The organism is Phyllobacterium chamaecytisi, from assembly GCF_020164455.1.
Lineage (GTDB): Bacteria > Pseudomonadota > Alphaproteobacteria > Rhizobiales > Rhizobiaceae > Phyllobacterium > Phyllobacterium chamaecytisi.
This window is the reverse complement of sequence record NZ_JAIQWW010000035.1, coordinates 1-26,325: the sequence shown is the minus strand read 5'-3', so window position 1 is coordinate 26,325 and position 26,325 is coordinate 1. Positions and strand designations below refer to the sequence as shown.

Genomic DNA, 26,325 nt, shown 5'->3' with positions numbered 1-26,325 from the left:
CGAGGGTGGCGGAGACAATGATTTCCTCAGTGGCGGCGATGACGAAGACATCGTGCGCGGCGGCGACGGCAATGATACCGTCGCAGGTGATGTCGATCAGGCAGCCGACCGGTATGACGGCGGCACCGGCATCGACACGCTGGACTATTCCGCAGTCCTGCACGGCAGCACGATCGATCTCGACGAAGGCACTGCATCCAGTGACGAGATCGGTCACGACACAATCTCGAATTTCGAGGTTCTGCTGGCCGGGGCGGGGCAGGATGACATTCAAGGCAGCGATGCGGCCGAGGAGATCCATGGCAATGGCGGCGATGATCGGATTGAAGGCGGCGGTAGTGATGACATCGTGTCAGGCGGCGAGGGCAACGATCAACTGTCTGATGGAGCAGGGGCGGACAGGGTCAGCGGCGATGCTGGCCAGGATACTATCACGGCTGCCATGGATGGGGCGGCGGACACCTATGATGGCGGCGCGGGAATCGACACGCTCGACTATTCCGCCGCGCTGATGGACGTGGTTATCGACCTCGTTGCTGCCAATGCCAGCGGCGCGGAAATCGGCAGCGATAGCGTCACCAATTTCGAGGTCATCAAGTCCGGCGAAGGGGATGACGAAATCAGGGGGAGTGGCGCCAATGAAACCCTGATCAGCAATGACGGAAACGATGTGATATCGGACGGTGCCGGCGAAGACTGCGTGCTGGCAGGCACGGGCGACGATATCGTGCAGGCCGCTGCCGATGGAGACGATGACATCTATTGCGGCGAGGAAGGGTCTGACACCCTTGATTACTCGCAGAGCGCACAGGGCGTTCTTGTCGATCTGAACACGGGTACTGCGACAGGATTTGCGATCGGGAACGATGTGATCTCAGGATTCGAGCAGGTGATCGGAAGTGCTGCCAATGATCAGATGAACATCGGCACAACTGCGATGATACTAGAAGGCAATGGGGGTGCCGATACGTTTCAGTTCCAGATCCCTGAAGGCAGTTCCAGCGCGGAGGTCATCCACCAAATCCTTGACTTCATGGTTGGCGATCGCATCGAGATGTCGAGGTATGAGATCTTCGAAGATGTCATCGACAGTCTGGAAGATCGGTTCGAGGAAACCTACGGCGATGACGCCGACGAACAACCGCTGCCGATCCGCGTTCGCCACGAAGGAACTGACGAATTGCAGCAGACGCTGATCGAGGTCGATATGGACCGCGATGAACACTATGAAATGACGATCAACTTGACCGGTCATCACATGCTGATGATCGTTGAAAATCCTTGAGTGAACACGTCATCTTGACGCGAACGGGAGTGAAGAAATGTTCGGCCGAAAAAAACAAAAAGACTTGGGGCTTGGACCGCAGATCGAGCCGGAAAACACCTTCCCTGTGGGCCCGCGGGTCTTTGCAGGTATTACCCTTGGCTTGCTTCTGTTCGTGGGCGCAGGAGGATGGGCGGCAACCGCCCAACTGACAGGAGCGATCATCGCACCGGGCATGGTCAAGGTCGATCAAAATCTGAAGTCAATTCAGCACCGTGATGGTGGCATCATCAGTGAGATTGCGGTCAAGGAAGGTGATTTTGTCACCAAGGGTCAGATTATGCTGCGGCTTGACGATGCCGAAACCCGAGCAGAGCTTTCGATCGTCCGCACGCAGCTCGTCGAACTGACGGCGAAACAGGCGAGGCTCGTGGCTGAGCGTGATAATCTCGATGCGATCATGATGTCAGCCGAACTAACCGCACGAACCAATGATTATCCACACGTGTTCTTTGGTGAGAAGCGTATGTTTGATGGCAATCGTCAGAACCGCGAGAGCCAGAAAGAACAGTTGATCCTTGGCATCGATCAATTGGGTGAGGAGATCAAGGGGCTCGAAGCGCAGCACGATGCAAAGATCGACGAGATCGCTCTGGTCAAGACTGAACACGGTAAGATCAAGGGGCTGACCGACAAGCGCCTGATCGAGACTTCGCGTAAATATGTCATCGATCGGGAGATGGCCAAGCTGTTGGGAGAACGCGGAGAGGTCGAAGCCAATATCGCACGGGCCAAGGCCCGCATGGGTGAAATTCGCCTGCAAATCATTGCCATAGACGAGACTGCCCGTACCGAAGCACAGCGGGAACTCTCCTCCATCGAACCCAAACTCTCCGAACTTCGGGAACGGCGAGTAGCCATGGAGGATCGGCTGGCGCGAGCCGATATTCGTGCGCCGCTGTCAGGTACCGTCAACGAACTCGCGGTCCACACCATCGGCGGCGTCATCACGCCAGCCGAGAAGCTGGTGACACTCGTGCCGGCCGACGCGTCTCTCAAGATCGAGGCAAAATTATCTCCGACGGATATCGATCAGTTATACGTCGGCCAACCGGCAAAATTGCGCTTCTCGGCATTCAACACACGCACGACGCCAGAACTGCATGGCAAGATTGCCTATGTTTCCGCCGCGACCAGTAGCGACCCAACAACAGGCCAAGTCTACTATCTGTGCGATGTGATCGTTCCCTCGGAGGAGCTTGAAAAGCTCGGCGACAGCAAGCTCATGCCTGGCATGCCAGTCGAAGTATTTGTTTCGACGGAACAGCGCACTGCCATGTCCTTCCTGTCCAAACCCCTCGCGGATCAATTCAATCGCGCCTTTCGCGAACAGTAAGGAAGGGGCATTAGGAAAGTATCGGCGTACGGTGAGTCTCCAACGTTAAACGAACTTCAACAAATTGGGTTTGACCATGCCACATTTTGAAACCAAAACAGCAATCTCACTGGAAGCTATGCAGGTATACCAGAACGAGTGGCCGCATCTAATTTGCCAGGACCAATGCTTTTCACGAAGTTTAGTTTGTGTAAACGTTAGCTGTAAACTATCCTTGCAAATGGCTATTTTTGGCCTGTCAAGTTATTGAAGGCGTGCAACGCCACTGCGACCATCATCTTCATCCAGTTTGTTGCGGTTTATTGTCACCCAAGGTCAGAGGCCAAGTTGGGAAGTGAGGCAAGGGTTATGTCGGGTCAAATTGAGGTCATCGTAGTAGACGATTATCCGTTATTCCGGACCGGTATCATTCAAACTCTTAGTACTGACGAGAATATTACGGTTGTGGGCGAAGGATCAACGGCCGAGGACGCTATCCAACTCAGTTCTCGCTATGCTCCTAATATTGCACTACTGGACATTTCCATGCCAGGTGGTGGCATCGAGGCCGCCAAAAGGCTATTGAAGTCGACTAGCCCGACTAAGGTCATATTTCTTACCGAGTTGGAAGCAGAAGACAATGTATTGGCGGCCATCGACGCTGGCGCCGTGGGGTATCTTCTGAAGGATACCAGCGCCACCGACCTTGTATCGGCGATTAAAATAGTAGCTGCCGGCGGATCCTTCATGTCGCCAATCATTGGATTCCGTGTCGTCGCTCACCTAAGACGACCTTCGGTAGCAGACGTGCTTTCCTCGCTGTCCCCCCAAGAAGAGCGTACGCTGCGCCTAGTCGCGAACGGATTAAGCAATCGGCAGATTGGCGACATCCTCGGGATCGTGGAAAAGTCTGTCAAATCGCATATGACGAATGCAATGGCAAAGCTCGGAGTTCAAAACCGCGTGGCTGCAACCATTGTTGCCCGACAAGGCTGGGGCGAATCGATGGTTAACAACGAGGTGGAAGTCAACTCTGATCATGGGGGAACAAAACGAGTACCTCGGCTCTCCGAGCAACCTTGACAAGAGAGTCGTTGATTAGAAGTTATCCCTGCTCGATGACAGCACATCGCGAACGCCTTCACAGGCGGCGTAGGCAATTAATCCGAAAGCCGATAACGTGAGAACGCTTGTCAGGCCGAATGTGATCCGGGCGAGTTTATCAAAGATCATGCTGGGTGCCCCCTGCGCTTCTTCCTGAGTACAGGCAGCTCGGATTTGACCGAAAGTAATAGAGCCGATCTCTTGAAGGAGGAGCGCTAGGATGAGCACCGACCTGGATACCGTGCGGTCCTATGATACGGTCGCGGCGGAGTACGCTGCCGAGGCCGCGGCGATGCCCGAATGGGTCGCGACAGAGATCGATGCGTTCGTGACCGAGCTGGGCGGCTCGGGCAGGGTGCTAGAGATCGGAAGCGGTGGCGGGCGAGATGCACTTGAGCTTGAGAAACGGGGAATTAGCGTCCGGCGCACCGACATTTCAAAGGGTTTCGTCGAACTGCTTCGCGAAAGTGGCTTCGAGGCCGACCTGCTGGACCCGCTGACCGAAGACTTGGCCGACCCGCAGCGTCCCGGCACGCCGTACGACGGGATCTGGGCATGTGCCTGCCTGATTCATGTCGCGCGCGCGGATTTCGGTACGGTGCTTGAGCGGCTTGCCGAGGCTACCCGGACCGGTGGCCGATTGCACGCCTCGGTTAGAGAGGGCGAAGGCGGGGATGTGTCCACACACGGCAGTGCTGCAGCGCCCCGGCGCTACGTCGAGACGTACTGGCGCGAGTCTGCCCTGCGGTCCGCACTCACAGACGCCGGCTGGATCGTCAGCGAGGTACGTCGGTGCGTCGGAAAGCCCCACGATCGATGGCTGAGCGTTCGGGCGAGTCGGGCGTGACGCACACAGAACTTGTGGGAATGGCTGGTCGTGGCGCAACTATGAATTTTAGGTGGTCGCCAATGTCTGCTTCCGGGCGAAGGCAAAGATCGCATCTATGGCCGAGATGCGGGCGCGAAGCAGCCGTTTGTTTGGCTCCGTTTATGTGTAAAATGAAGTATCGACGTGGATTGTATACTTTTGAGCTACAATCAAAAAAGCCCGAAATTTGCCTATTATCGGCATTTTCAAAGGAACGATTATCCATACGTTACGACTTTGGACAAGACCCTCAAACGATTATGTGCTTCGCGCTTAAAGACAACCCTTGACCTTGGTGAATTCCAGACATGAACCGGCGTAGTGTCGAAAACAGCTTGGGTAAGGCATCACGATGGCCAATCGCGCGGGCCGTCGTCAAGGCCTGGCAGTCGCTTCGCGCCGGCTTTCGCGTCGCGCGCAACCTTGCTGCGCAGCCCTAGATGATGCCGTTCATCGCATCGGAATTCTTTCCGGGTCCATTTTCCGGTGCGATCGAGCGAAGGTCTCGGCGATCGCGAGCACCGCAGCATGAATCGGTCCTGCGGTGAGGTTGGGCATAATTGACGCGTCCACTACAAAAAGATTGTCGAGCGCCTTGAGTCGTAGATTTGGATCAACGACGGCGTCCGGGTCATTACCCATCCTGCAAGTACCACAGGGATGATGGTGTGTGATGACCGACTGCGCGATGAAGTCGTCCATCTCGGCCGCACTGTTCAGGGTGCTTGGCAGGAGTTCGCGCTCTCTCCAGCCGGCGAGTTCATCTTTATGCCCGATTGTCCGTGCAGCCGCGAGAGCTTGGCGAAACAGCTCGCGGTCCCGACCGGTTTGCAGGTATGCCGGGTCGATGATCAACCGGTCGCCGACCTCCGGCCCACTTATGCGTAGGCTGCCGCGGCTCGTTGGATGGGTGATCCCGAACAGCAGTGAATATGCAGTGCCAGCGGCAGGCGCCTGAAAGCGTTCGGACACGATCGGCGCGACGCCGCAACCAACGACAATCTCGGGTTGACCAGTAGCGGTGAGCCCGTCAGCTCGCATATAGGCCATCGACTCCGAGTGTTGGAGGCGCGATGGAGGAACCGGCTTGCGTGACGCATAAAGGTTGCCGGCACCAAGCAGGTGGTCCTGAAGGTTTCGACCGATTTCAGGCATATCGATCAAGCAGCCAACGCCTGCGGCGTCGAGTACATCGTGCGGACCGATGCCCGAACGCATCAGCAAAGCCGGACTTTCCAGCGCGCCGGCACAAAGTACAACTTGATCCGCAAAGACTTCGACCGGACCCTGTCGCCCTACGACCTCGAGGCTGCGGACCTGATTGCCCTCCAGGTTGAGCCGCCGCACCCGGGATCCCGTAAGGATGGTTAGGTTTTTGCGGCCTCGAACGGCCTTTGTGAGCCACGCGTCCGCCGCCGTAACCCGCCGCCCGTCGCGAATGTTCAAAGAGTTCGGGGTGACACCGATCATCTCTCCACTGTTGTGACCCTCAAGGCGAGGCAGACCCAATGCTGCGCCTGCCTCGATGAAGGCACGAGCAAGCGGACTTACTTCGTCCGCCGGTAAATGGATCGGCAACGGCCCGCCCTTGCCGTGAATGCCGTCGCCACCAAGCGGGTGGTCTTCGATAGCCTGGAAAACTGACAGCAGTTCATCCCAGCTCCATCGGCGATCCCCAGTCGCGTCGACCCAAGTCTGGAAGTCGGAGGGATGACCGCGCATGTAGCCCATGGCGTGCAGGCAACTCGAGCCGCCGATCAACCGCCCGCGCGCCCAATGATGCACTCGGCCTGCGGTGCCGGCTTGCGGCTCCGTGCGATAGTCCCAATCGTAGCTGCGGCCCTGAAGCGTCGGCCAGGCAGTGGGCTTCCAGATGTCGGGGTCCGCCGCCTCTTCGCCTGCCTCGATCAGCAGAACGCGACTGTCCGGCTCTTCACTCAGCCGCGCGGCAAGCAACGTGCCGGCCGACCCACCGCCGACGATGACGATATCGGAATTCGGTTTGCGCTCAACATTGGCCATGGTCATCATCACTCCATCTGCCATCTGCTGGCTTCGATTGCCGGCATGTCTGACACTGACATGGTGAAGGCCCCGCGCACTGATCTGCGTTCGGCAGATACCCGATCCTAAACGTCATGAAGGACTTCGACTCTTCAGACGGAACCACAGTCTTGCGACGAACTCAAAGTCCGCTGTCCATCGATATCTTCGCTGCCGCCTTCGCCTTCAAGACGTGCTGTTTCGAGGCTTCTCGGGCGGCTTTCTCGTCGCCGGCGGCGATGGATTCGAATATCTCCCTCATCTCCGCGAGGCTGCTTTGTGCTCTGCCCTCCAAGGACATCGATCGTCCTCGAAAAAAGCTTATCCTGGCCACCAGACCACGATGGACTTCCTCGAGGATCGGATTCCCGCAATTCGCGAGTATGATTGAATAGAAGTCTGCGGCGGTCATGACCCGCGCAAGGCTGTCATTGCTGGATGCCGCCGCTTCGAATGCGGAAAGAGATTTCTCAAGTTCAACCAACTGTTCCGGGGAAATTCTCGACGCGCATCGCCCCGCTGCCTCGACTTCCAACAGCTCCCGAACCTCGTAGATGGCGGTTGCCACCTCCCACGAAAGTGCCGGTATAGACGGTCCGCGGTTGGGTACGATCTCGATCAGGCGCTCGGCCTCAAGACTTCGCAAGGCCTCTCTCAGCGACGGACGGCTGATGCCGAGCTGTGTGCATAGCTGACTTTCGATGAGGCGGCTTCCCGGTTGGAACAATCCGGAGAAAATGGCGAGCCGTAACTTATCTACGGTCTCCCGTTGCACTGACCGTGGCGAAATTCGCAAATTCAAATCTGGGGGCATTGGTAACGTCTCATGAGCCTTTGGGTCGCAATCTGACGCTTAATACGCCAAGCGTCTAAACTTGATAGCAAGATAGTCTGATTGTCAAATCTGAAGATTGCAAGAATGTCAGACAATCGGCTTGACCTGCCCCACCTTATATGATCCTCTTGGATGAGAAACGGGCAGCGGCGGCGAGAATATGACATGGCGGCAGACATACCTTGCGATCACTTCATCTCGCGACGCATCGAAACTGGCCGCATCACCTTGAACGTGCGCGAGAAGGGTAACGGCCCATTAATGCTATTCTTTCACGGCATTACCTCCAACTCCGCCGTGTTCGAGCCGTTGATGGCTCGACTATCGGATCGGTTTACAACCATAGCGGTTGACCAAAGGGGGCATGGCCTCAGCGACAAGCGGGAAACCGGCTACGAGGCGGATGACTATGCGGACGACATCGTTGGCCTTATACGCACGCTCGATCGCGGCCGTGCCATCCTCGTCGGACATTCGCTTGGTGCTCGAAATTCCGTCACGGCCGCGGCGAAATACCCGAATCTGGTGCGGTCGGTCATCGCAATCGACTTTACGCCGTTTATCGAGACCGAAGCGCTGGACGCGCTGGAGGCGCGAGTGAATGCGGGGAGCCAGCTTTTCGAGGATGTAAAGGCCGTCGAAGCATATCTCGCCGGGCGCTATCCGAATATTCCCGCCGACGCCATCAAGATCAGGGCTCAGAGCGGCTATCAGCAGGTCGACGGCGGATTGCGTCCATTAGCCTCGCCCGCGGCCATGGCCCAGACCGCCAAGGGCCTGCGAGCGGATCTGGTGCCCGCCTACCGGGACGTGACCAAGCCAGTCCTCATCGTTCGAGGCGAGGCGAGCAAATTGGTGTCAGCGGTGGCGCTGGCGAAGACAAGTAGGCTGCGGCCTGATCTGCCGGTCGTCGTCGTTCCGGGCGCCGACCATTACGTCAACGAGGTGTCTCCCGAGATCACGTTGAAAGCCATCACCAACTTCATAGACGCCTGACGGCCAAGCGCCGTCCTCTTGTACGCAGCAGGATCCAGAAAATGGCCAACATAAACAGAACTCCGGGCAAAACGCGTCGTGCCGAGGTCGCCGGCGGCGGCTTTGCCGGCCTGACAGCAGCCATCGCTCTCAGGCAGAACGGCTGGGATGTCAGGCTGCACGAAAAGAGCTCTGAGCTCCGGGCATTCGGCGCGGGCATCTATCTCTGGCACAATGGCCTTCGCGTGCTCGAGGGACTGGGTGCCTTGGACGATGTTCTACAGGGCTCACACACGCCTCCGACTTACGAGACTTGGATGCATAACAAGTCGGTGTCCAAGGAGACGTTCAACGGTCTTCCTTGGCGTATCATGACCCGGAGCCACCTGCACGATGCTCTGGTCAATCGGGCCCGTGCCCTGGGTGTCGACATCCGCGTTAGTTCCGAAGCAGTCGCCGCCGATCGGGAAGGACTTATGACCCTCCAGTCCGGTGAAGTTCTCGAAGCCGACTTGATCGTCGGCGCCGATGGCGTAGGCTCAAAGGTCAGGGATTCCATCGGCTTCAAACAGGATCGATGGGTTTCAAAAGATGGTCTCATCCGACTGATTGTCCCGCGCATGAAGAAACAGCTCGGCCACGGCGAGTGGGACAATACCATCGACATGTGGAACTTCTGGCCGCGTGTTCAGCGGGTTCTCTACTCGCCCTGCAATGAAAATGAGCTCTATCTAGGTCTCATGGCTCCCGCCGCCGATGCTCGCGGATCAAGCGTTCCGATCGATCTCGAAGTCTGGGTCGAGATGTTTCCTTTCTTGGAGCCATGCTTGATCGAAGCGGCCAAGCTGAAAACCGCCAGGTACGACAAATACGAAACGACCAAGCTGGATAGCTGGACAAGAGGCAAGGTCGCCCTCGTGGGCGATGCCGCGCATGCAATGTGCCCGGCGCTTGCCCAGGGTGCCGGTTGCGCGATGGTCAACGCCTTCAGCCTGTCGCAGGACCTGGAGGAAGGCTCTTCAGTCGAAGATGCGCTCGTCGCGTGGGAGACGCGCATTCGCCCGATCACGGATCGCTGCCAGGCCCTGTCTGGCGACTATGCGGCGAACCGATCGCTCTCGAAGGGAAACATGTTCACGCCAGCGGCGCTGGAAGCCGCCCGCTACGACCCGCTGCGCCGTGTCTACTCATGGCCGCAGTAGCGTCGGGCAAGCCGGCCGACGAATTAATCGGTGCGTGCAGAAACAGCGCGCACCATTCAGGAGATAAAGATGAATTATTCCAGTGAAGTCGAAAGAGACTATGATGTCAGGGGATGGTACTCCTCCGTCCAGGAAAGCCGGCATGACGGCGGCACGCCTGGCGAGACCCTTGTCAAGGTCGCAACAGGCGTTGTTATACGCAATCCCTTCGCTGGGAAGTTCGTCGCCGAACTGTCCGATCTGACAAATCCGAGTTCAGCGATCGGTCATGCGCTCGGCGAGCGAGCCGTGGCGCTGCTCGGCAACAGGCCGGTCGAAAGCTATGGCAAGGGCGGTATCGCAGGTACATCAGGCGAGCAGGAACATGTCGTTGCCTGCATAACCACAGTATTCGGAGATCCGCTGCGGCAGCAGGTGGGCGGCGGCAAGGCCTGGATCTCGTCGGTGAGCAAGGTCGCTGTCGCCGGCACGACCATCGACATCCCGCTCGCCCACAAGGACGAACTCTACATCCGTTCCCACTATGATGCCGTCACCTTTTGCGTGCCGGATGCCCCACGCCCGGACGAGCTTTTGATCTGCGTCGCCGTCGCGTCGGGTCCGCGCGTGCATCAGCGTGTGGGGGGAAAATCCGTCGCCGACCTGAAGGCCGGCGTCTAGTTCGATCGAAATTGCTGAAGGACGAATTCCATGCCCCTGAACATTAAGGACCTCAAGATTACGTCAGCGGATTTCAAGCCGCTTGGGAAAATGCGCCACGAACACGCCGGCGACAAGGGCAACGTATTGCCCAAGCTTACCGTCAGTGGCGTCCCGGCAGGTGCGAAAGAGCTCGCGGTCATCTGCCACGATCCAGACGCGCCGCTCGCCAACGGTTTCACGCATTGGGTGGTCTATGGCATCGATCCCGCGGCCACCGACCTTTCGGACGCGCAGGAGAAGTTTCGCGTCGGCCCCAACGGTGCCGGCCACAAGCAGTACTACGGGCCTCAGCCCCCCGCGGGCCACGGAGAACATCACTACTACTTCTGGGTCTATGCCCTGGACACCAAGGTCGACGGGACGCCCACCCGGGAGGAGTTCCTGCAGAAATATGCCGGCAACATCATCGAGCAGAACCGGATCGTCGGCATCTACGAAAACAAGTGAAATCCGCGGCCCTGGCAACCGATAACAACAACAAGAATGGTCGCCATCGCCACAATGGGAGAATTTGGAAATGATAGACAACAGCCCCGCGCATCAGAAGGTCTTCGAAGAGCTGGTTACAGCGACGAAGATTCTGCTGAACGAAGGTATCCTGGATACGTTCGGGCACATCAGTGCCCGTGACCCCGAGGATCCCGAAAGCTTCTTCCTGGCACAGAAGCTCGCTCCGAGCCTCATAACGGCCGGTGACTTCCAGCGTTTCAACCTCGACGGCGAGACCTTGGATAACAGGCCGTCCTATCTGGAGCGCTACATCCACAGCGAGATTTACAAGGCGCGGCCGGACGTCCAGTGCGTGCTCCACAGCCATTCGCCGGCTGTCCTGCCTTACTGCTTCGTCGACCAGCCGCTCCGGCCGGTCACCCATATGGGGGCTTTCCTCGGCGACGCCGTCCCAGTCTATGAGATACGCGACAAGCAGGGAGACGATACCGATCTCTTTGGCGGCAGCCGGAGCGTCTGTGGGGACATCGCTGAAAGTCTCGGGAACTATCCCGTCGTGCTCATGGCGCGGCACGGCGTCGTCAATGTCGGCAGTTCTGTCCGGCAGGTGGTATTCCGGGCTTTCTATCTTGAACAGGAGGCGGCAGCGCAGACCGCCGGCCTGCGGATCGGCACGATCAAGTATCTGTCGCCGGGCGAAATCAAGGCCGCGGGAAATCTCGTCGGCGCCCAGATCGACCGTGGATGGGATCACTGGTCGCAGCGCCTCAGGGAAGCGGGCCTGGCCTAGGGTCCGCGGATGTTTGAACATACCCCGGAAGACCTTGGTCCTAGCCCAGGTTTTTCCAGGCTCGGTTTCAATAGTTTCCTGACGCAAGAGCGTCAAACGAAGGCAATGAAACGCAACATGCCACACGCTGAAAGCTACGATTATATCATTGTTGGGGCCGGATCGGCCGGTTGCGTGCTTGCCAACCGGCTGAGCGCCGACCAGAGATGTTCTGTGCTGTTGCTGGAAGCCGGCGGCTGGGACCGCGATCCCATGATCCATATACCGCTTGGCTGGGGCAAGATTCTGACCGAACGGCGCCATGACTGGATGTATTTCTGTGAGCCGGAAGACAATGTCGGCGGACGCAGGGTCGAGTGCGCACGCGGCAAGGTTGTCGGAGGATCATCGTCGACCAACGCCATGGCCTATGTGCGGGGCAATCGCGGAGACTACGATCGTTGGGCAGCCTCGGGGCTCAGCGACTGGTCCTATGACAAGGTGCTGCCGTATTTCCGCAAGCAGGAAAGCTGGGAAGGCGGCGAGAACCAGTTTCGTGGCGGCAAAGGTCCGGTCAGCACTCAGTTCTGCCGCTACAAGGACACGTTGATCGATGCTTTTGCGCAAGCCAGCGTGCAGGCCGGTTACGAGCAGACGAAAGATTACAATGGCGAGCGGCAGGAAGGGTTCGGCCGCCTCCAGATGACGATTTCAAAAGGCCGGCGCAGCTCGACTGCGACAGCCTATCTGCGGCCGGTGCTGAAGCGGCCCAACCTGACCGTTCTGACGGAAGCCAGCGCAACGAAGATCGTGCTGGAGGGTGCGCGGGCCACCGGCGTCACCATCAACCATCGCGGCGGCGAACGCACGGTTGTCGCCCGTAAGGAAGTGCTGCTTGCCGGCGGCGTAATCAACACGCCGCAACTCATGATGCTGTCGGGTATAGGGGCGCAGGATGAGCTTGCCGCGCACGGTATCGAGACGCGGGTCAACCTGCCGGCGGTCGGCGAGAACCTGCAGGATCACGTCTCGGTCATTCTCATGTACCGTCGCCGGGCTCCGGGCGGCCCGTTCCTGCGCAACATGCGTGCCGATCGGATCGGGTTGGATTTCGTCAAGACCTACCTGACGGGACGCGGTTTTTCGGGGGATGTGCCCGGCGGTGTCGTCGCCTTTCTGAAGAGCGGCCCGGCGCGACCGTTGCCGGATGTGCAGCTGCTCTTCACGGCGGCTCCGCTCGCCGCATGGCCATATTTCAAGCCATTCAAGGCGCCGTTTGCGGACGGCTTCGCAACACGCATCGTGGCCACGCAGCCTGAAAGCCGGGGAGCGGTGAAACTGGCGTCGGCCGATCCTTCTGCGGCGCCCCTGATCCACCAGAACTTCCTGGCCTCGCCGAAGGATTGGGAGTCGCTGCGGGCCGGCTTCCGGGTGGCAAGAGATCTCGCCGCACAGCCCTCCATGCAGCCCTTCATCGAGGCGGAGTTTTTTCCCGGCCCGAAGTGTCAGAGCGACGACGAGATCGACGAGCATATTCGCAAGACGTCCATCACCGTGCATCATCCGGCGGGGACTTGCCGGATGGGAGCCGATGCGGCCTCGGTCGTCGACCCGCAATTGCGCGTTCGCGGCGTCGAAGGCCTGAGAGTGGTGGACGCTTCCGTCATGCCCGACTTGGTCTGCGGAAACATCAATGCGGCAGTGATCATGATTGCCGAGAAAGCCGCCGACCTCATCGCGAGCTCGAAAGAAAGCGGGGCAGTGCAATGATCCGAAATATCGCCATCATCGGTCTGGGTACGATGGGACCGGGCATGGCCGCCCGGCTCGCCAGAGGCGGCCTTCAGGTGGTAGCCTACGATGTTGCCCCGGCAGCGATCGAACGCGCGCGATCCATGCTGGGCGTGGCCGAGACCGTTCTCGACGCCTTGGGTATTGCGCCGCCGCCGGCCGGCGTTGGAACGGTTCGCTTCACGGGTGATATCGGCGATGCGGTATCCGGTGCCGACCTCGTCATCGAGAACGTTCCTGAAAACATTTCGGTCAAGGCCGAAGTCTATCGTACGATCGACGGCCTGATAGGCTCGGACACGATCGTCGCGTCCGACACGTCGGGTATTCCGATCACCAAACTGCAGGCGCATATCTCGCATCCCGAGCGGATGGTCGGCATGCACTGGTCGAACCCGCCGCACATCATCCCGATGATCGAGGTGATCGGCGGCGAGAAGACCGCGCCGCAAACCGTGGCGACGATCCGCGACCTGATCCGCTCGATCGGCTTGCTGCCGGTGGTGGTGAAGAAGGACGTTCCCGGCTTCGTCGAAAACCGCGTGCTCTATGCACTGCTGCGCGAGGCCGTCGACCTCGTCGAGCGTGGCGTCATCGATCCGGAGGATCTCGACACCTGCGTGTCGTGGGGCATCGGCTACAAGATCGCCGTCATCGGACCGATGGCGCTGCTCGATATGGCGGGCCTCGATATCTACAAGTCCGTCTCTTCCTTCCTCAACGCGGACCTCTCCAATCGTGACGATGTCGCGCCCATGGTGCTGGAAAAGACGAACGCGTCGAAGCTCGGCATCAAGTCGGGCGAGGGCATGTTCTCTTATACGCCCGAGCAGACCAAAGCGCTGCAAGGCGAACGGGCGCGCAAACTCGTCGCGGTGCGGCGCATCCTGGAAGGTCGGGAGTAGCAAATGGCGCATCGTGCTCACAGGATCGGCCGGGCTGGGGAGTTTGTAACAGCGGCTGTTGGTGCGAGGCGCGCCTTCGCGGACCGGACGGTGCGGCGACCGTTGACGACGGCGCATGGGGTGGCAAGCCATGCGCATTGAAACCATTCGAGCCGCCGGCGGCCGGCCGGCCCATATCCGCCATGACGACCTGATCTCTGCCAAGGGTGTTTCAGTGGTCATGGCGAGCCAGCTGGTTCTGCAGAACATCGATCTTTCGATCCCGAAGGGGTCGTTTGTCTCTCTTATTGGTCCTTCCGGTTGCGGCAAGAGCACCTTGCTCAAGGTTCTGGCGGGGCTTGTGAATCCGACAAGCGGCAGCGTTTCGATCGCCGGACTTCCGCCAGTCGAGGCGGCGCGCAAGCGCATGATCGGCCTCGTCTTCCAGGACGCCAACCTGCTTCCCTGGAAGAATGCCGTCGACAACGCATCGATGCTGCTTGGCATCGCCGACAAGTCGCTCTCGCGCGCCGATTTGCGGGCACGCGGGCGGGAGATGTTGGAACTGGTGGGGTTGGGCGACAGCGCCCACAAGCGCCCTCATGAATTGTCCGGCGGCATGCGCCAGCGCGTCGCCATCGCGCGGGCCCTGGCGCTCGATCCGGCGGTTCTCCTGATGGACGAGCCGTTCGGCGCGCTCGACGCCATCACCCGCGATTCGATGGGTGAGTCGCTGCTCGAGATTTGGCAGCGCACCGGCAAGACCATTGTGCTCGTCACCCATTCGATAGACGAGGCCATTCACCTGTCGCGCCATGTCCACGTGATGGGGATCAAGCCTGGGCGGATCACCGGGAGCCTCGACATTGGTCTGCCCTATCCGCGCGATCTGTCTTTAACGGAAGATCCGCAGTTCGTCAGGCTGTTGGTTCAGCTGCGGACGATGCTGCGCGCCAGCCATCAACCGGGAGGTGCGTCGTGAGCGATCAACCTGTCACCAATCTCTCCGAGTCGCGGCTTGCCTCAACCTGGGGTGCAGTGACAGGCAGCTGGCTTCCAGCGGCTATCCTTCTGCTGGCGACGATCGTGGTCTGGGAAGCCGTGGTGCGGATTTTCGCCATATCCGCCTTCATCATTCCCGCCCCGTCCGAGATCGCGCAATCGCTGGTCGCGCAATGGGGAACGCTGATGCAGGCGACACTGGTAACGGCAGGCGAGATCCTGTTCGGATTCCTTGTCTCTATTGTGGTCGGCATTGCCATTGCGCTGGTCATCGTGCGCTTTGACTGGCTGGGGCGAGCGCTTTATCCGCTGGTGGTGCTGTTCCAGAACGTGCCCAAGGTGGCATTGGCGCCGATCTTCATCCTCTGGTTCGGCTACGGGCTTGCGCCCAAGATCGGCCTGATCCTGGTCATCGCCTTCTTCCCGGTGACATTATCGATGCTGGCGGGCATGCAGTCGGTCGATCGCTCGCTGTTGTCGCTGATGAATTCGGTCGGCGCCAGCCCGACGCAGATCCTGTTCCGGATTCGCGTTCCGCATTCGCTGCCGAACCTGATGGCCGGAACCAAAATCGCCGCGACGCTCAGCGTCATCGGCGCTATCGTCGGCGAATTCGCCGGCGCTTCCGATGGGCTCGGCTACGTCATCCAGTTCGCTTCGACCCAGCTCGACACCGCGCTCGTCTTCGCGGCCCTACTCCTCGTTTCGGTGCTGGGCATCGCCTTCTACTACGCAGCCGAAGTTCTCGAACGCATCATCGTGCCATGGGCACCGAAATTCAGCCACGCCTAGGTTACCTAGGACAGTCAACGACAGGAAGGATCGATCAATGCTAAGACGCTCACTCATAAAGGCAGCCACGCTTGCGGCGTTTGCCGGCGCGCTTGGCTTCTCCGGCGTAGCGCTGGCGGCGGACAAGGTCAGCGTGCAGCTCGACTGGGTGGTGCGCGGCAACCACGCCATGTTCTTCGTGGGCAAGGAGAAGGGCTTCTTCACCAAGAACGACATCGACTTGGCCGAGATCCGCAAGGGTTCCGGCTCGCCAGACGCCATGCGGCTGGTGGGCAATGAGAACGCGGATTTCGGTTTCGGCGATCTTCCCACGCTCGCCGTTGCGCGGTCGCAGAATGTCCCGGTGGTGGCGGTGGCCGCAGTCAACCAGCACTCGCCGCTGGCGATCATCTCGCTGGCGAAGACGGTGAAGCTCACCAAGCCGGATGATCTGAAGGGCCTCACCATCGGCATTCATCCAGCCGGTTCAACCTACATCTTCTTCAAGGGCTTCCTGGCGGCCAATGGCCTGACGGAGAAGGACATGACGCTCAACAGTGTCTCGCCGCCCTATGAAAGCTATCTGCTTCTAGGCCGGGTTCAGACGGTGGTCGGCTATGTCGACGCCGAGGTTCCCGAACTGGAGGCCAAGGCAGGCGGTTCCGGTTCGCTCAGCGTCATGATGGGCGCGGACCATGGCTGGAAGGCTTATGGCTCGGGCCTGTTCACCTCTCAGAACATGATCAAGGACAAGCCCGACGTCGTCGCCCGCTTCGTTAGGGCGTACAGGGAAGCATTCGATTATGTCGTGGCCCACCCCGAAGAGGCCGCCGAGATCACGGCCAAGGCTGCACCCGGTTACGCGGACAAGAAGGATGTGCTGCTTGCGCAGATCAACGCCGATATCGCGTCGACCTTCACCGGCCCGGACACCAAGGAACACGGCCTCGGCTGGATGACGAAGACGCAGTGGGAGGAAACGCTGAAGACGCTCACCGATCAGGGCGTGCTCAAGACGGCTCTCTCGGCGGACGATGTCTTCACCGACACGTTCCTGGCAAAGAAGTAAGAGGCACCGGTGTTGGGACGGGCAAGTCGATGAGCGCCTACCGGCAGACCAGGCTGTCCTGCCTCGTGACACAGGACACGGCGCGTTCGCCTTTCGCGGCGTCGGCGCGGTCGAGCGTGATCTGCACGCGTGTGGCATATGCGCGACCCGACAGGCCGCACCGCAGCCGCTCGACGGGCAGGTTCTCGCGCTTGTCGTTGAGGATCGTGAACGTGCCGGTCTTGGGGTCGAACCAGAGTTCGAGGCGCGCGCTCTCGCCCGGTTCGACCGTCGCGATCCCGGCGGAATACCAGTGGGCGAAGTCGGCATTGCAGGACAGTCCTTCATTGCCCACGTTCGAAATCGTCAACGGCACCATGTCGAGCCCGTCGGTGCCCTTTCGGACGATGATATGGTGCAACTCAACCGCGTTGGCGAAGGATGTGAACGCCAGCGCCACAGGGAGAACATAACGAATCTTCACTTTGCCTGAGCTCCATGGGTGAATTTACTCAGGCAGTCTACCTCGCATATGCGCAATAACAACATAATATTGATTGGTAAATCAAACAGAGAGGGTAATATGTTAAAGATTCTGAAGAGTAGTGTGAGTGCGGCTATACTGAGTGGCGTCTTGCTGGGCAGCGCGCTTGCCGGTGAAGTCAAGTCGATCGCCATCCTGACGCCCGAAGCAGGCACCGATTACGGCTGGAATCAGCAGGGCATCGATGCCGCCAAGGCGGCGGGCAAGGCCGCCGGCGTCGAAGTGGTCGTGGCCCAGGGCCTTGGCTATGGCGATGTTCGTCCGACGCTGCGGGAGCTCGCGTCTGATGGCGCTAGCTTGCTGATCGCCCACGCCAGCGGTTACAACACTTCGGGGCCTGAAATCGCCAAGGAATTGAAGGTTCCGGTGGCGATCGTCGATACGCCGAGCGGTCTGGAGAAGGGTCTCGTCGCCGACTACACGCTGAGCGGTCACCAGGGCGCCTATCTCGCCGGCCGTCTTGCCGCCAAGATGTCGCGCTCGAAGTCGGTCGGCATCGTCGTGTCGGGCGAACCGCCCTCGTGGAATTCGCAGTCAGCGGCGTTCGCGCAGGGCGTGAAGGCGGAGAACCCAGAGGTCAAGATCACCTATGCGGTGATCGGACCCGCCGCCTACAGCGACGCAGCCGGCGGCAAGCGCGTCACCGAAAGCGTGATCGCGTCGGGCGCCGACATCATCTTCGGCCAGGGCAATGGTTCGAGCTTCGGGATGCTGCAGGCGGTCGAGACGACCAAGGCGGCTGACGGCGGCAAGGTCTATTTCATCGACGTCATCGGCGACAAGACGCCGATCGACAAGGGCTTCCTGCTGTCGTCGGTGGTCTGGAACATTGAGCCGGTCTACGCGGCGATGATCGACGACCTGAAGGCCGACACGTTCGGCACCAAGAGCTACTCGATCGGCCTCAAGGATGATTCGGTCAAGCTTCTGAAGACCGCTGCAATCCCGGACAATGTCTGGACCGAGATCCAAGCGCTGCGCGACGAAGTCATTTCCGGCAAGATTCCGGTCGAGCCGGTCTATGATGCAGCGGACGTCAGGGCGCTGATGACCAGCGTCGCCCAGTAGGGCAATCCAACCGGCTACTGGAAGGGTGACCAGTTCATCCCTCCGGGCCGATTTCATGTTTTTAAAGGTTCTGAGCTTTCATGGGCAGTCTTTCTTCATTACCGGGCGCCGACAAACGCGACATCGTCGTGCTTGAAGGCGTGACCAAACGCTTTCCCGGCATCGTCGCCAATGACAGCATCGACCTGTCGATCCGTCCCGGTGAGGTGCATGTGCTGCTCGGCGAGAATGGCGCGGGAAAATCCACCTTGATCGGCATGCTGTCTGGTCTGCTGCAGCCGGACGAGGGCCGCATACTGGTCGACGGCAAACTGACACAGATCACCTCGCCGCGCCATGCGCTGGCGCTCGGTATTGGAACCGTCTTCCAGCACATGATGCTGGTGCCGGCTCTGACCGTGGCCGAGAATCTTTTGCTTGGCGGGCCCTGGTGGCAGCGCCCCAGGACCGAGGAGCTTGAGGCGCGCGTCGCCGAGATTACCCGCAGCCTCGGCATCACGGTGAAGCTGCATGCCAAGGTGTCGGAGCTTTCCCTTGGCGAGCAGCAGCAGGTGGAGATCCTGCGCGCCATGGTGCGCAACAGCCGGCTACTGATCCTCGACGAATCCACCTCTATGCTGACGCCGAAGGGCATCGACGAACTGGGCACGCTGATGCGCCGCCTCGTCGAGCAGGGACTGGCGATCGTCTTTATCACGCACAAGCTCAAGGAGGCGGCGGCCTTCGGCGACCGCATCTCGGTGTTGAAGCTCGGCCGTAAGGTCGGCGAGATTCCTTCCGAGCGCTTCCGCGCGCTGGGCGAACAGGAGATCATCTCGGAGATCGTGGAATTGATGTTCGGCAAACAGAAGGACGATCCGGAAGCGGTCGAGTGCCCCATCCGCACAATCTGCGTCGAAGCCGCTCCGCTGCTTCAGGTCGCGGATCTCGCGGTCGCACCTACGGACAACACACCGGGCCTATCGTCGATCTCCTTTGACATTCGTCCAGGCGAGATCCTTGGCATCGCCGGCATCGATGGCAACGGCCAGAAACAATTGGCGGAGGCCTTGGCAGGGCAACGCGTGGCGACCGGTGGTTCGGTGCGGCTGGAGGGAACCGCGATCGAGATGCTGAGCGTTGGCGAACGCCGCCAGCGCGGTCTTCGCTATCTGACCGACGACCGGCTGGGCGAAGGCACTGTCGGAACTTTCCCGGTTTCGATAAACTTCTTTCTCAAGCAGGTCGGCGCCGCTCCGTTCTGGCGCAACGGCTTCGAACAGCGCGCCGAGATCGACAAGCGCGCGGCCCAGCTCGTGCGCGAATACGATGTGCGCACGCCAAGCCTGAAGACGCCGGTCGGGCGGCTTTCGGGCGGCAATATCCAGAAAGTTCTGCTGGCGCGCGAACTGGCCGAAGGCGCCAAGGTCGTCATCTTCAACAAACCGACCTATGGGCTCGATCTCGCCAATACGCTGGCGTCGCGCCAGCGCATCCGCGACACCGCAGCGCGCGGCCTCGCCATATTGCTGATCTCCACCGACCTCGAGGAATTGCTCAGCATGTGCGACCGTATAGCCGTCATCGCCAACGGAGCGCTGGTCGGCACCGTCGAGAACGTAGACGACGCCCGCACCAAGGTCGGTCGCCTGATGATCGGACTAGCCGCATGAGCATCGACACCCCCACGGTCAATGCTACCGCACTCGATCCCACAAGCGCGGCGGCCGCGCGCCGTGACATCCTCCACAAGCTGCTGATGACGCTCGGCCCGATCCTCGCCGCACTGGTCATCGCCGGTTGCATCCTGCTTGCCGTCGGCGTCGACCCGCTCGCCTATTATGGCTATGTGTTGGAAAAAGGCCTGTTCTCGCCGCTCGGCATCCAGCAGACGCTGACGCGCATGGCGCCGCTGCTGTTTCTTGCCGCCGGCCTGATCGTGGCCTTTCGCGCCGGGACGTGGAATCTGGGCGGCGACGGCCAGTTCCTGCTTGGTGCCGTCACGGCAGCCGCCAGCGCCCCGGTGTTCGTCCAGTTGATGCCGGCCTGGCTGGCTCTCATCGGGTCGTTCCTGATCGCCGCGGTGGTAGCGATGATCTGGTCGCTGGTGCCGGCGCTGCTGCGGGCCTATCAGGGCGTCAACGAGATCATCACCACGCTGATGATGACGTTCCTGGGCACCTCGCTCGCGAATGTTCTGGTCAAGCTTGTGTTTCGCGATCCCGGCACGACCGTTCCCCAGACGCGCACGCTACCGGTGGAAGACCGGCTGCCGCGCCTGTTCGATACGACCATCACCAGCGGCCTGCTGCTCGGCCTAGCAGCAATCATCATCGTGCATCTGGTGATGACGCGCACGGCGTTCGGGCTGAAATTGCGGATCGTCGGCGCCAATCCGCGAGCGGCGATTCATGCGGGGCTCGGCGTACCTGGTCTGACAATTGCCGTCTTCGCCATTTCCGCCGGGCTCGCGGGCCTTGCCGGTGCCGTCGACATCATCGGTGTTCAGGGCAATGTCCGCGCCGACTGGAATCCCGCTTACGGGCTGGCCGTCATTCCGGCCGTGTTCCTCGCCCGCATGAACGGGTTTGCCGCGATAGGTTTCGTGTTCCTGCTTTCGGTGTTGTCGATCGGCGGCGAAAGCGCGGCACGGCGGCTTGGTGTGCCCAATCATTTCACACTGGTGCTGGTCTCCATCGTGCTGATCGTGCTCGCTCTCGCCGAGTATGTCGACCACCGTTACAACCAGTCGAGAAAGGCTTAAGGCATGACCGGGCTATTTAGCGAAGTCTTTCTCAGCGCGCTCATGTTCGGCGCCGTCACCGCGGCCATCCCGCTGCTGCTGGCCGGCCTCGGCGAGCAAATGTCGGAAAAAGCCGGCGTGCTCAACATCGGCATCGAAGGCATGATGCTGGCCGGTGCCTATCTTGGCTTCGTCGGCGCGTTCTATTCCGGGTCGCTGTGGCTGGGGTTCCTAACAGGTGCCGCCGGCGGCGTCGTGGTGGCGCTGATCATGGCGCTGCTCTGCGTGCGCATCGGGCTGAACCAGATCGTCATCGGCATCGCGCTAACACTCGGTCTCGAAGGCCTGACGGCGCTGCTTCATCATTTCCAGTTCTCGCGCAGCTATCCCCGCCTGCCAGCGGCGGACGCCACCGTCATTCCGCTGCTGTCGGATATTCCTGTCTTCGGGCCTGCCTTCTTCAAGCATCACCTGATCGTCTATCTGGCGCTCGCGCTGGTGTTCGCCATGGGTTACCTCTATCGGCACACGCAGCTCGGCCTCAACCTGCAGGCAGCGGGCGACAAGCCGGCCGCGCTCGACGTCGCCGGTATCGACGTCATCAAGACCCGGACCATCGCGGTGCTGACGACCGGCGCGCTGGCGGGGCTCGGCGGCGCCTATCTCGCCAATGTCGGGGCCGGCCTGTTCATTCCGTTCATCAGCAACGGCGCCGGCTTTCTCGGCATCGTGCTGGCCATGCTGGCGCGCGGCCGTCCGGTCTGGGTGCTGTTCGGCGCCCTGCTGTTCGGCGTCTGCCTGTCGCTGACGACGGCCATGCAGGTAGCGGGCATCAACATACCGACCGACGTCATCCAGATGCTGCCATTCCTGGCGGTGATGATCATGCTGGTGTTGTTCGGCCGGCGGGCCAGTCTACCCGCGGCGCTGGGTATTCCATATGAGCGCGGTACGCGCTGACACAATCAGATGCGCGGAGGGGACCCGCGCCAAACAGGAGGTAACAATGTCGGATACCAAGATCTACCTGCTCGATGGCGGCTCGCTCGTTCTCGACGGCTATCATGTGTTCTGGAATCGCGGCCCTGGCGGCGAAGTGCGCTTTCCGGTCTATTCGATCCTGATCGAGCATGCCGAGGGCCGCTTCCTGATCGATACCGGCTATGACTACGATCACGTCATGAAGGTGCTGCCCTTCGAGAAGCCGATCCAGGAAAAGCACCAGACCATTCCCGGCGCGCTCGCCTTGCTCGGGCTCGAGCCCAAGGATATCGACGTTGTCGTCAATTCGCATTTCCATTTCGACCATTGCGGCGGCAACAAGTATTTTCCGCATGCAAAGAAGATCTGCCACCGCAGCGAGATACCGCAGGCGTGCAATCCCCAACCCTTCGAACATCTGGGCTATTCGGACCTGAGCTTCTCGGCGGAGGCCGCGGAAGCACGTGGCGCGACCGCGCAACTGCTGGAAGGCACGACGCGCGCCAACTCGACCTTCGAGGGCATCGAGGGCGACGTCGATCTTGCCAAGGGCGTAAGGCTGGTCTCGACGCCCGGCCATTCGATCGGCCACTACAGCTTGCTCGTCGAGTTCCCCAAGCGCCAACCGATGATGTTCACCATCGATGCCGCCTACACCCAGAAGAGCCTTGAAACGCTGTGTCAGGCGGCTTTCCACATTGACCCGGTGGCGGGCGTCAATTCGATGCGCAAAGTGAAGAAGCTGGCCGAGGACCATGGTGCCGAACTGATGTATTCGCACGACATGGAAAACTTCAGGAGCTACAAGACCGGCACGCAATTCTACGGCTGATCGCCCGCCAAATCAGGAGAGAAGATGATGCGCTATCTCGAACACGCCGATCCGGTCATCACCCTGACCTCGGGGCCGGTGAACGCCTATGCCGAAGTGCTGCGTGGTCTCGGGCGCACGGTGCTTTACGACTACGACCCGGCGTTTCAGCTCCTCTACGAGAAGGTGGTCGACAAGGCGCAGAAGGCGATGCGGCTATCGAACAAGCCGGTCATTCTGCATGGCGAGCCGGTACTGGGCCTCGAGGCCGCCGCGGCCTCCCTGATCGCGCCCGACGACGTCGTGCTCAACCTTGCCTCCGGAGTTTACGGTAAGGGGTTTGGCTATTGGGCGAAGCGCTATTCGCCACATCTCATCGAAATCGAGGTGCCCTGCAATGAAGCGATCGACCCGCAGGAGGTTGAGGCAATGCTGAAAGCGCATCCGGAAATCACCATCGTTTCCGTGTGCCATCATGACACGCCGTCTGGCACCATTAATCCGATCGATGCCATCGGCGCGCTGGTCTCGGCGCATGGCGGTTATCTGATCGTCGACGCGGTCTCGTCCTTTGGCGGCATGAAGACGCATCCGGAGGATTGCAAGGCCGATATCTATGTCACCGGCCCCAACAAATGCCTGGGCGCGCCTCCCGGCCTCACCATGATGGGCGTCAGCGAGCGGGCCTGGGCCAAGATGAAGGGAAATCCCCTGGCGCCGCGCGCATCGATGCTGAGCATCGTCGACTGGCAAAATGCGTGGTCAAGGAACGAGCCGTTTCCGTTCACGCCGTCGGTCTCGGAGATCAACGGGCTCGATGTCGCGCTCGACCTTTATCTCGATGAGGGACCGGAGGCGGTGTGGGCGCGCCACGCGCTTACTGCCAAGGCAATGCGCGCGGGCGTCACCGCGATGGGCCTGTCGATCTGGGCGGCCAGCGACAGGATCGCATCGCCGACCACGACCGCCGTTCGCACCCCCGAAGGTGTCGACGAGAAGGCGCTTCGCCAGGCCGCGCGCGCCCGATACGGCGTGGTGTTTTCGTCGGGCCGCGGCGAAACATTGGGGAAGCTGACGCGCATTGGCCATATGGGCCCGACCGCCCAGCCGATCTATGCGATCGCCGCGCTGACGGCGCTTGGCGGCGCCATGAATGCTTTGGGCCAGAAGCTTGCGATCGGCAAAGGTATTGAGGCGGCGCTCGCCATTATCGACGCCGACGCATGAACAGACAACTGTTGGATCACGGATTGAGGGAGTATTTTCATGACTGAACGACTTGCGGCAAAGACGGCCCTGGTCACGGGTGCCGCGCAGGGTATCGGCAAGGCAATCGCCGCGCGGCTTGCCGCCGACGGGGCAACCGTCATCGTCAGCGACATCAATGCCGAAGGCGCCAAGGCGGTGGCCGCGGCGATCGGCGACAATGCGAGGGTGATCGCCGCTGACATTTCCGATCCGGCATCGGTCAAGGCGCTCTTCGCCGAAATCCAGGCCCTTACCGGGGGCATCGATATTCTGGTCAACAATGCCAGCATCGTCCCGTTCATTGCCTGGGACGATGTCGATCTCGACCATTGGCGCAAGATTGTCGACGTCAATCTGACAGGGACCTTCATTGTCACCCGCGCCGGCACGGACCAGATGCGCGCGGCAGGCAAGGCCGGACGAGTGATCAGCATCGCCTCCAACACATTCTTTGCCGGTACACCGAACATGGCCGCCTATGTCGCGGCCAAGGGCGGCGTCATCGGCTTCACCCGGGCGCTGGCCACGGAACTCGGCAAATACAACATCACGGCGAACGCAGTGACGCCCGGCCTGATCGAGAGCGAGGGCGTCAAGGCAAGCCCGCACAATGAGGCGTTCAGCTTCGTCGAGATGCTGCAGGCGATTAAAGGCAAAGGGCAGCCTGAACATATCGCCGATGTGGTTTCGTTCTTAGCCTCCGACGATGCGCGCTGGATCACCGGCCAGACGCTGAATGTCGACGCCGGGATGGTCAGGCACTAGCCTGATCCATCCCGACACAGCGACCAGCTAACGTGTTGCTTGACCAAGCAGTTCGATTGGGATTATTCGGGGCGATGGTTCCGCTCATTTCAAGGCGAGCAAAAATGCGGTGTCCCTAGCTGCCATATCGGTGTAGTTCTTGTGAACGATTCCCCGTATTAATCTGCACACATGGAAACGTCGCTCTATCTGCCGGTAAAAAGCTTTCTCGAAGAGGCAGGTTACGTCGTCAAGGGCGAGGTTGGCGGCTGCGATCTTGTCGGCCTCAGTAATGATGATACGCCTGTTGTCGTGGTCGCCGAGCTAAAATTGAGTTTCAATCTGGAGCTCATTTTGCAGGCGGTCGACCGGGCGACCATTTCAAACGAGGTCTGGATCGCTGACCGGATATCGTCCAGCGGCAGAGGTCGTGAAGCCGACAAACGCTATCGCAACCTCTGCCGCAGGCTTGGCGTTGGCATGCTGGGCATTTCCGACGCCGGCGAGGTCAACGTCATCGTTGGTTCCGTGTCACCAATGCCGCGGACCGATCCAAAGCGCCGTTCGAGGCTTTTGCGCGAACACCAGAAACGACGCGGAGATCCGGTGCTTGGTGGTAGTACCCGCACGCCAATTATGACGGCATATCGGCGTACCGGACGCGGGCAAGATATTGCTTTCGAATGTTTATGGCTGGTTTGAGCGCCTCGATAGAAGCGTCTATGCGTTGACAGAAGCTGGCCGCATCGCGCTGCAGCGATGGCCGCAGCCAGATGTGCAGGGGAGCCAGTAGCCACGGCACTTGAGTGTTGGTTATTCATTCGAATGTGCGTTAGAGAAGATCGCGCCTCGCCCTAGGCATCGTTTGTGCCGGGTCTGCCGCCGTTCCGTGCTTCGAAAATCGCATAATGCCTCGACTGGAACCGCACTCGAAACTTCAACGTGGTTCCTTATAGCAGCTTTTGGATCCGAATCCGTCAGTCCAATCACACTGAGGTCGAAGTCTGCTCCAGGCGCGATTGAAATAAGGGCTTTGGTTTGGCACTTTTAGTTGGGACGATTTACGGGTAGGTGCAGTGAAGCGCCTGCCTTGTCGGCCGCCGCTCTTAGGCGCCTGTCTTTGG

The 26,325-nt window shown here is 60.2% G+C and carries 25 protein-coding genes and 1 pseudogene; 22 read left to right on the top strand and 4 right to left on the bottom strand.

The features are described from left to right. The 3 genes from LB462_RS29755 to LB462_RS29745 form a co-directional block, all read left to right on the top strand. Positions 1 to 1,285, top strand: a 1,285-nt coding sequence (locus tag LB462_RS29755) for a calcium-binding protein (protein ID WP_304610462.1), incomplete at its 5' end; no start/stop codon positions are given. A 37-nt stretch (positions 1,286 to 1,322) separates the two neighbouring features. Next, the gene (locus LB462_RS29750; protein WP_224515550.1) at positions 1,323 to 2,660 is read left to right on the top strand and encodes an HlyD family type I secretion periplasmic adaptor subunit; all 1,338 of its coding nucleotides are present in this window, start codon (positions 1,323 to 1,325) and stop codon (positions 2,658 to 2,660) included. Between the two features lie 348 nt (positions 2,661 to 3,008). Then, positions 3,009 to 3,722, top strand: a complete 714-nt coding sequence (locus LB462_RS29745) for a response regulator (RefSeq protein WP_224515548.1) — start codon at positions 3,009 to 3,011, stop codon at positions 3,720 to 3,722. Positions 3,723 to 3,737: 15 nt separating this feature from the next. Here the strand turns inward: LB462_RS29745 and LB462_RS31305 are convergent, their stop codons facing one another. Beyond that, on the bottom strand, positions 3,738 to 3,872 hold the full coding sequence (locus LB462_RS31305; RefSeq protein ID WP_255628207.1) for a hypothetical protein: 135 nt from the start codon (positions 3,870 to 3,872) through the stop codon (positions 3,738 to 3,740). A 91-nt stretch (positions 3,873 to 3,963) separates the two neighbouring features. On the opposite strand from LB462_RS31305, the gene LB462_RS29740 reads away from it, so the two are divergent. Further along, positions 3,964 to 4,590: a class I SAM-dependent methyltransferase gene (locus LB462_RS29740; protein WP_224515545.1), complete on the top strand. Its 627-nt coding sequence runs from the start codon at positions 3,964 to 3,966 to the stop codon at positions 4,588 to 4,590. A 471-nt stretch (positions 4,591 to 5,061) separates the two neighbouring features. Here LB462_RS29740 and LB462_RS29735 read toward each other — a convergent pair whose 3' ends face one another. Beyond that, positions 5,062 to 6,657, bottom strand: a complete 1,596-nt coding sequence (locus LB462_RS29735; RefSeq protein WP_224515538.1) for a GMC family oxidoreductase — start codon at positions 6,655 to 6,657, stop codon at positions 5,062 to 5,064. Positions 6,658 to 6,796: 139 nt separating this feature from the next. Beyond that, positions 6,797 to 7,468 (bottom strand): GntR family transcriptional regulator, encoded by a 672-nt coding sequence (locus LB462_RS29730; protein WP_224515537.1) that lies wholly within the window; start codon positions 7,466 to 7,468, stop codon positions 6,797 to 6,799. Positions 7,469 to 7,621: 153 nt separating this feature from the next. Here LB462_RS29730 and LB462_RS29725 point away from each other — a divergent pair, with 153 nt between their 5' ends. The 10 genes from LB462_RS29725 (at position 7,622) to LB462_RS29680 (ending at position 17,104) form a co-directional block, all read left to right on the top strand. Continuing rightward, a complete protein-coding gene (locus LB462_RS29725; RefSeq protein ID WP_224515535.1) occupies positions 7,622 to 8,485 on the top strand; it encodes an alpha/beta fold hydrolase in 864 nt (287 codons plus the stop codon). Positions 8,486 to 8,526: 41 nt separating this feature from the next. Beyond that, the gene (locus LB462_RS29720) at positions 8,527 to 9,666 is read left to right on the top strand and encodes an FAD-dependent oxidoreductase (protein WP_224515533.1); all 1,140 of its coding nucleotides are present in this window, start codon (positions 8,527 to 8,529) and stop codon (positions 9,664 to 9,666) included. A gap of 69 nt (positions 9,667 to 9,735) precedes the next feature. Next, entirely contained in the window at positions 9,736 to 10,326 is a 591-nt protein-coding gene (locus LB462_RS29715) for an amino acid synthesis family protein (protein ID WP_224515532.1), read from the top strand. Positions 10,327 to 10,356: 30 nt separating this feature from the next. Continuing rightward, positions 10,357 to 10,815, top strand: coding sequence for a YbhB/YbcL family Raf kinase inhibitor-like protein (locus LB462_RS29710; RefSeq protein ID WP_224515530.1), 459 nt, complete (start codon positions 10,357 to 10,359; stop codon positions 10,813 to 10,815). 70 nt (positions 10,816 to 10,885) lie between these two features. Then, positions 10,886 to 11,608: a class II aldolase/adducin family protein gene (locus tag LB462_RS29705; protein WP_224515528.1), complete on the top strand. Its 723-nt coding sequence runs from the start codon at positions 10,886 to 10,888 to the stop codon at positions 11,606 to 11,608. A 117-nt stretch (positions 11,609 to 11,725) separates the two neighbouring features. After that, positions 11,726 to 13,357 carry a GMC family oxidoreductase gene (locus LB462_RS29700; protein WP_224515552.1) on the top strand — a complete coding sequence of 544 codons (1,632 nt, stop codon included), beginning with the start codon at positions 11,726 to 11,728 and terminating at the stop codon, positions 13,355 to 13,357. Then, positions 13,354 to 14,283, top strand: a complete 930-nt coding sequence (fhmpcd1, locus tag LB462_RS29695; RefSeq protein ID WP_224515526.1) for a 5-formyl-3-hydroxy-2-methylpyridine 4-carboxylate 5-dehydrogenase — start codon at positions 13,354 to 13,356, stop codon at positions 14,281 to 14,283. The genes LB462_RS29700 and fhmpcd1 overlap by 4 nt, the downstream gene beginning before the upstream one ends. A 130-nt stretch (positions 14,284 to 14,413) precedes the next feature. After that, positions 14,414 to 15,244, top strand: a complete 831-nt coding sequence (locus LB462_RS29690; RefSeq protein WP_224515525.1) for an ABC transporter ATP-binding protein — start codon at positions 14,414 to 14,416, stop codon at positions 15,242 to 15,244. Beyond that, positions 15,241 to 16,056 (top strand): ABC transporter permease, encoded by an 816-nt coding sequence (locus LB462_RS29685; protein WP_224515523.1) that lies wholly within the window; start codon positions 15,241 to 15,243, stop codon positions 16,054 to 16,056. The genes LB462_RS29690 and LB462_RS29685 overlap by 4 nt, the downstream gene beginning before the upstream one ends. Positions 16,057 to 16,093: 37 nt before the next feature. Then, positions 16,094 to 17,104: an ABC transporter substrate-binding protein gene (locus LB462_RS29680; protein ID WP_224515521.1), complete on the top strand. Its 1,011-nt coding sequence runs from the start codon at positions 16,094 to 16,096 to the stop codon at positions 17,102 to 17,104. A gap of 37 nt (positions 17,105 to 17,141) precedes the next feature. On the opposite strand, the gene LB462_RS29675 is transcribed toward LB462_RS29680, so the two are convergent. Further along, on the bottom strand, positions 17,142 to 17,567 hold the full coding sequence (locus LB462_RS29675) for a hypothetical protein (RefSeq protein WP_224515520.1): 426 nt from the start codon (positions 17,565 to 17,567) through the stop codon (positions 17,142 to 17,144). Positions 17,568 to 17,666: 99 nt separating this feature from the next. Here LB462_RS29675 and LB462_RS29670 point away from each other — a divergent pair, with 99 nt between their 5' ends. The 8 genes and pseudogenes from LB462_RS29670 (at position 17,667) to LB462_RS29635 (ending at position 25,994) form a co-directional block, all read left to right on the top strand. After that, entirely contained in the window at positions 17,667 to 18,695 is a 1,029-nt protein-coding gene (locus LB462_RS29670) for a putative B6 ABC transporter substrate-binding protein (protein WP_224515518.1), read from the top strand. Positions 18,696 to 18,775: 80 nt separating this feature from the next. Beyond that, positions 18,776 to 20,347 (top strand): putative B6 ABC transporter ATP-binding protein, encoded by a 1,572-nt coding sequence (locus tag LB462_RS29665; protein WP_224515517.1) that lies wholly within the window; start codon positions 18,776 to 18,778, stop codon positions 20,345 to 20,347. Beyond that, positions 20,344 to 21,438, top strand: coding sequence for a putative B6 ABC transporter permease subunit 2 (locus LB462_RS29660; protein ID WP_224515515.1), 1,095 nt, complete (start codon positions 20,344 to 20,346; stop codon positions 21,436 to 21,438). The genes LB462_RS29665 and LB462_RS29660 overlap by 4 nt, the downstream gene beginning before the upstream one ends. Positions 21,439 to 21,441: 3 nt before the next feature. Beyond that, a complete protein-coding gene (locus LB462_RS29655) occupies positions 21,442 to 22,377 on the top strand; it encodes a putative B6 ABC transporter permease subunit 1 (protein WP_224515513.1) in 936 nt (311 codons plus the stop codon). A 46-nt stretch (positions 22,378 to 22,423) separates the two neighbouring features. Continuing rightward, entirely contained in the window at positions 22,424 to 23,230 is an 807-nt protein-coding gene (gene pldA, locus LB462_RS29650) for a 4-pyridoxolactonase (protein WP_224515512.1), read from the top strand. 27 nt (positions 23,231 to 23,257) lie between these two features. Further along, entirely contained in the window at positions 23,258 to 24,436 is a 1,179-nt protein-coding gene (ppaT, locus tag LB462_RS29645) for a pyridoxamine--pyruvate transaminase (RefSeq protein ID WP_370637346.1), read from the top strand. Positions 24,437 to 24,475: 39 nt separating this feature from the next. Further along, positions 24,476 to 25,222: a pyridoxal 4-dehydrogenase, SDR-type gene (pldH, locus tag LB462_RS29640; RefSeq protein ID WP_224515509.1), complete on the top strand. Its 747-nt coding sequence runs from the start codon at positions 24,476 to 24,478 to the stop codon at positions 25,220 to 25,222. 171 nt (positions 25,223 to 25,393) lie between these two features. Further along, a pseudogene (locus tag LB462_RS29635) lies at positions 25,394 to 25,994 on the top strand (DUF2161 domain-containing phosphodiesterase). Positions 25,995 to 26,325 lie beyond the last annotated feature (331 nt).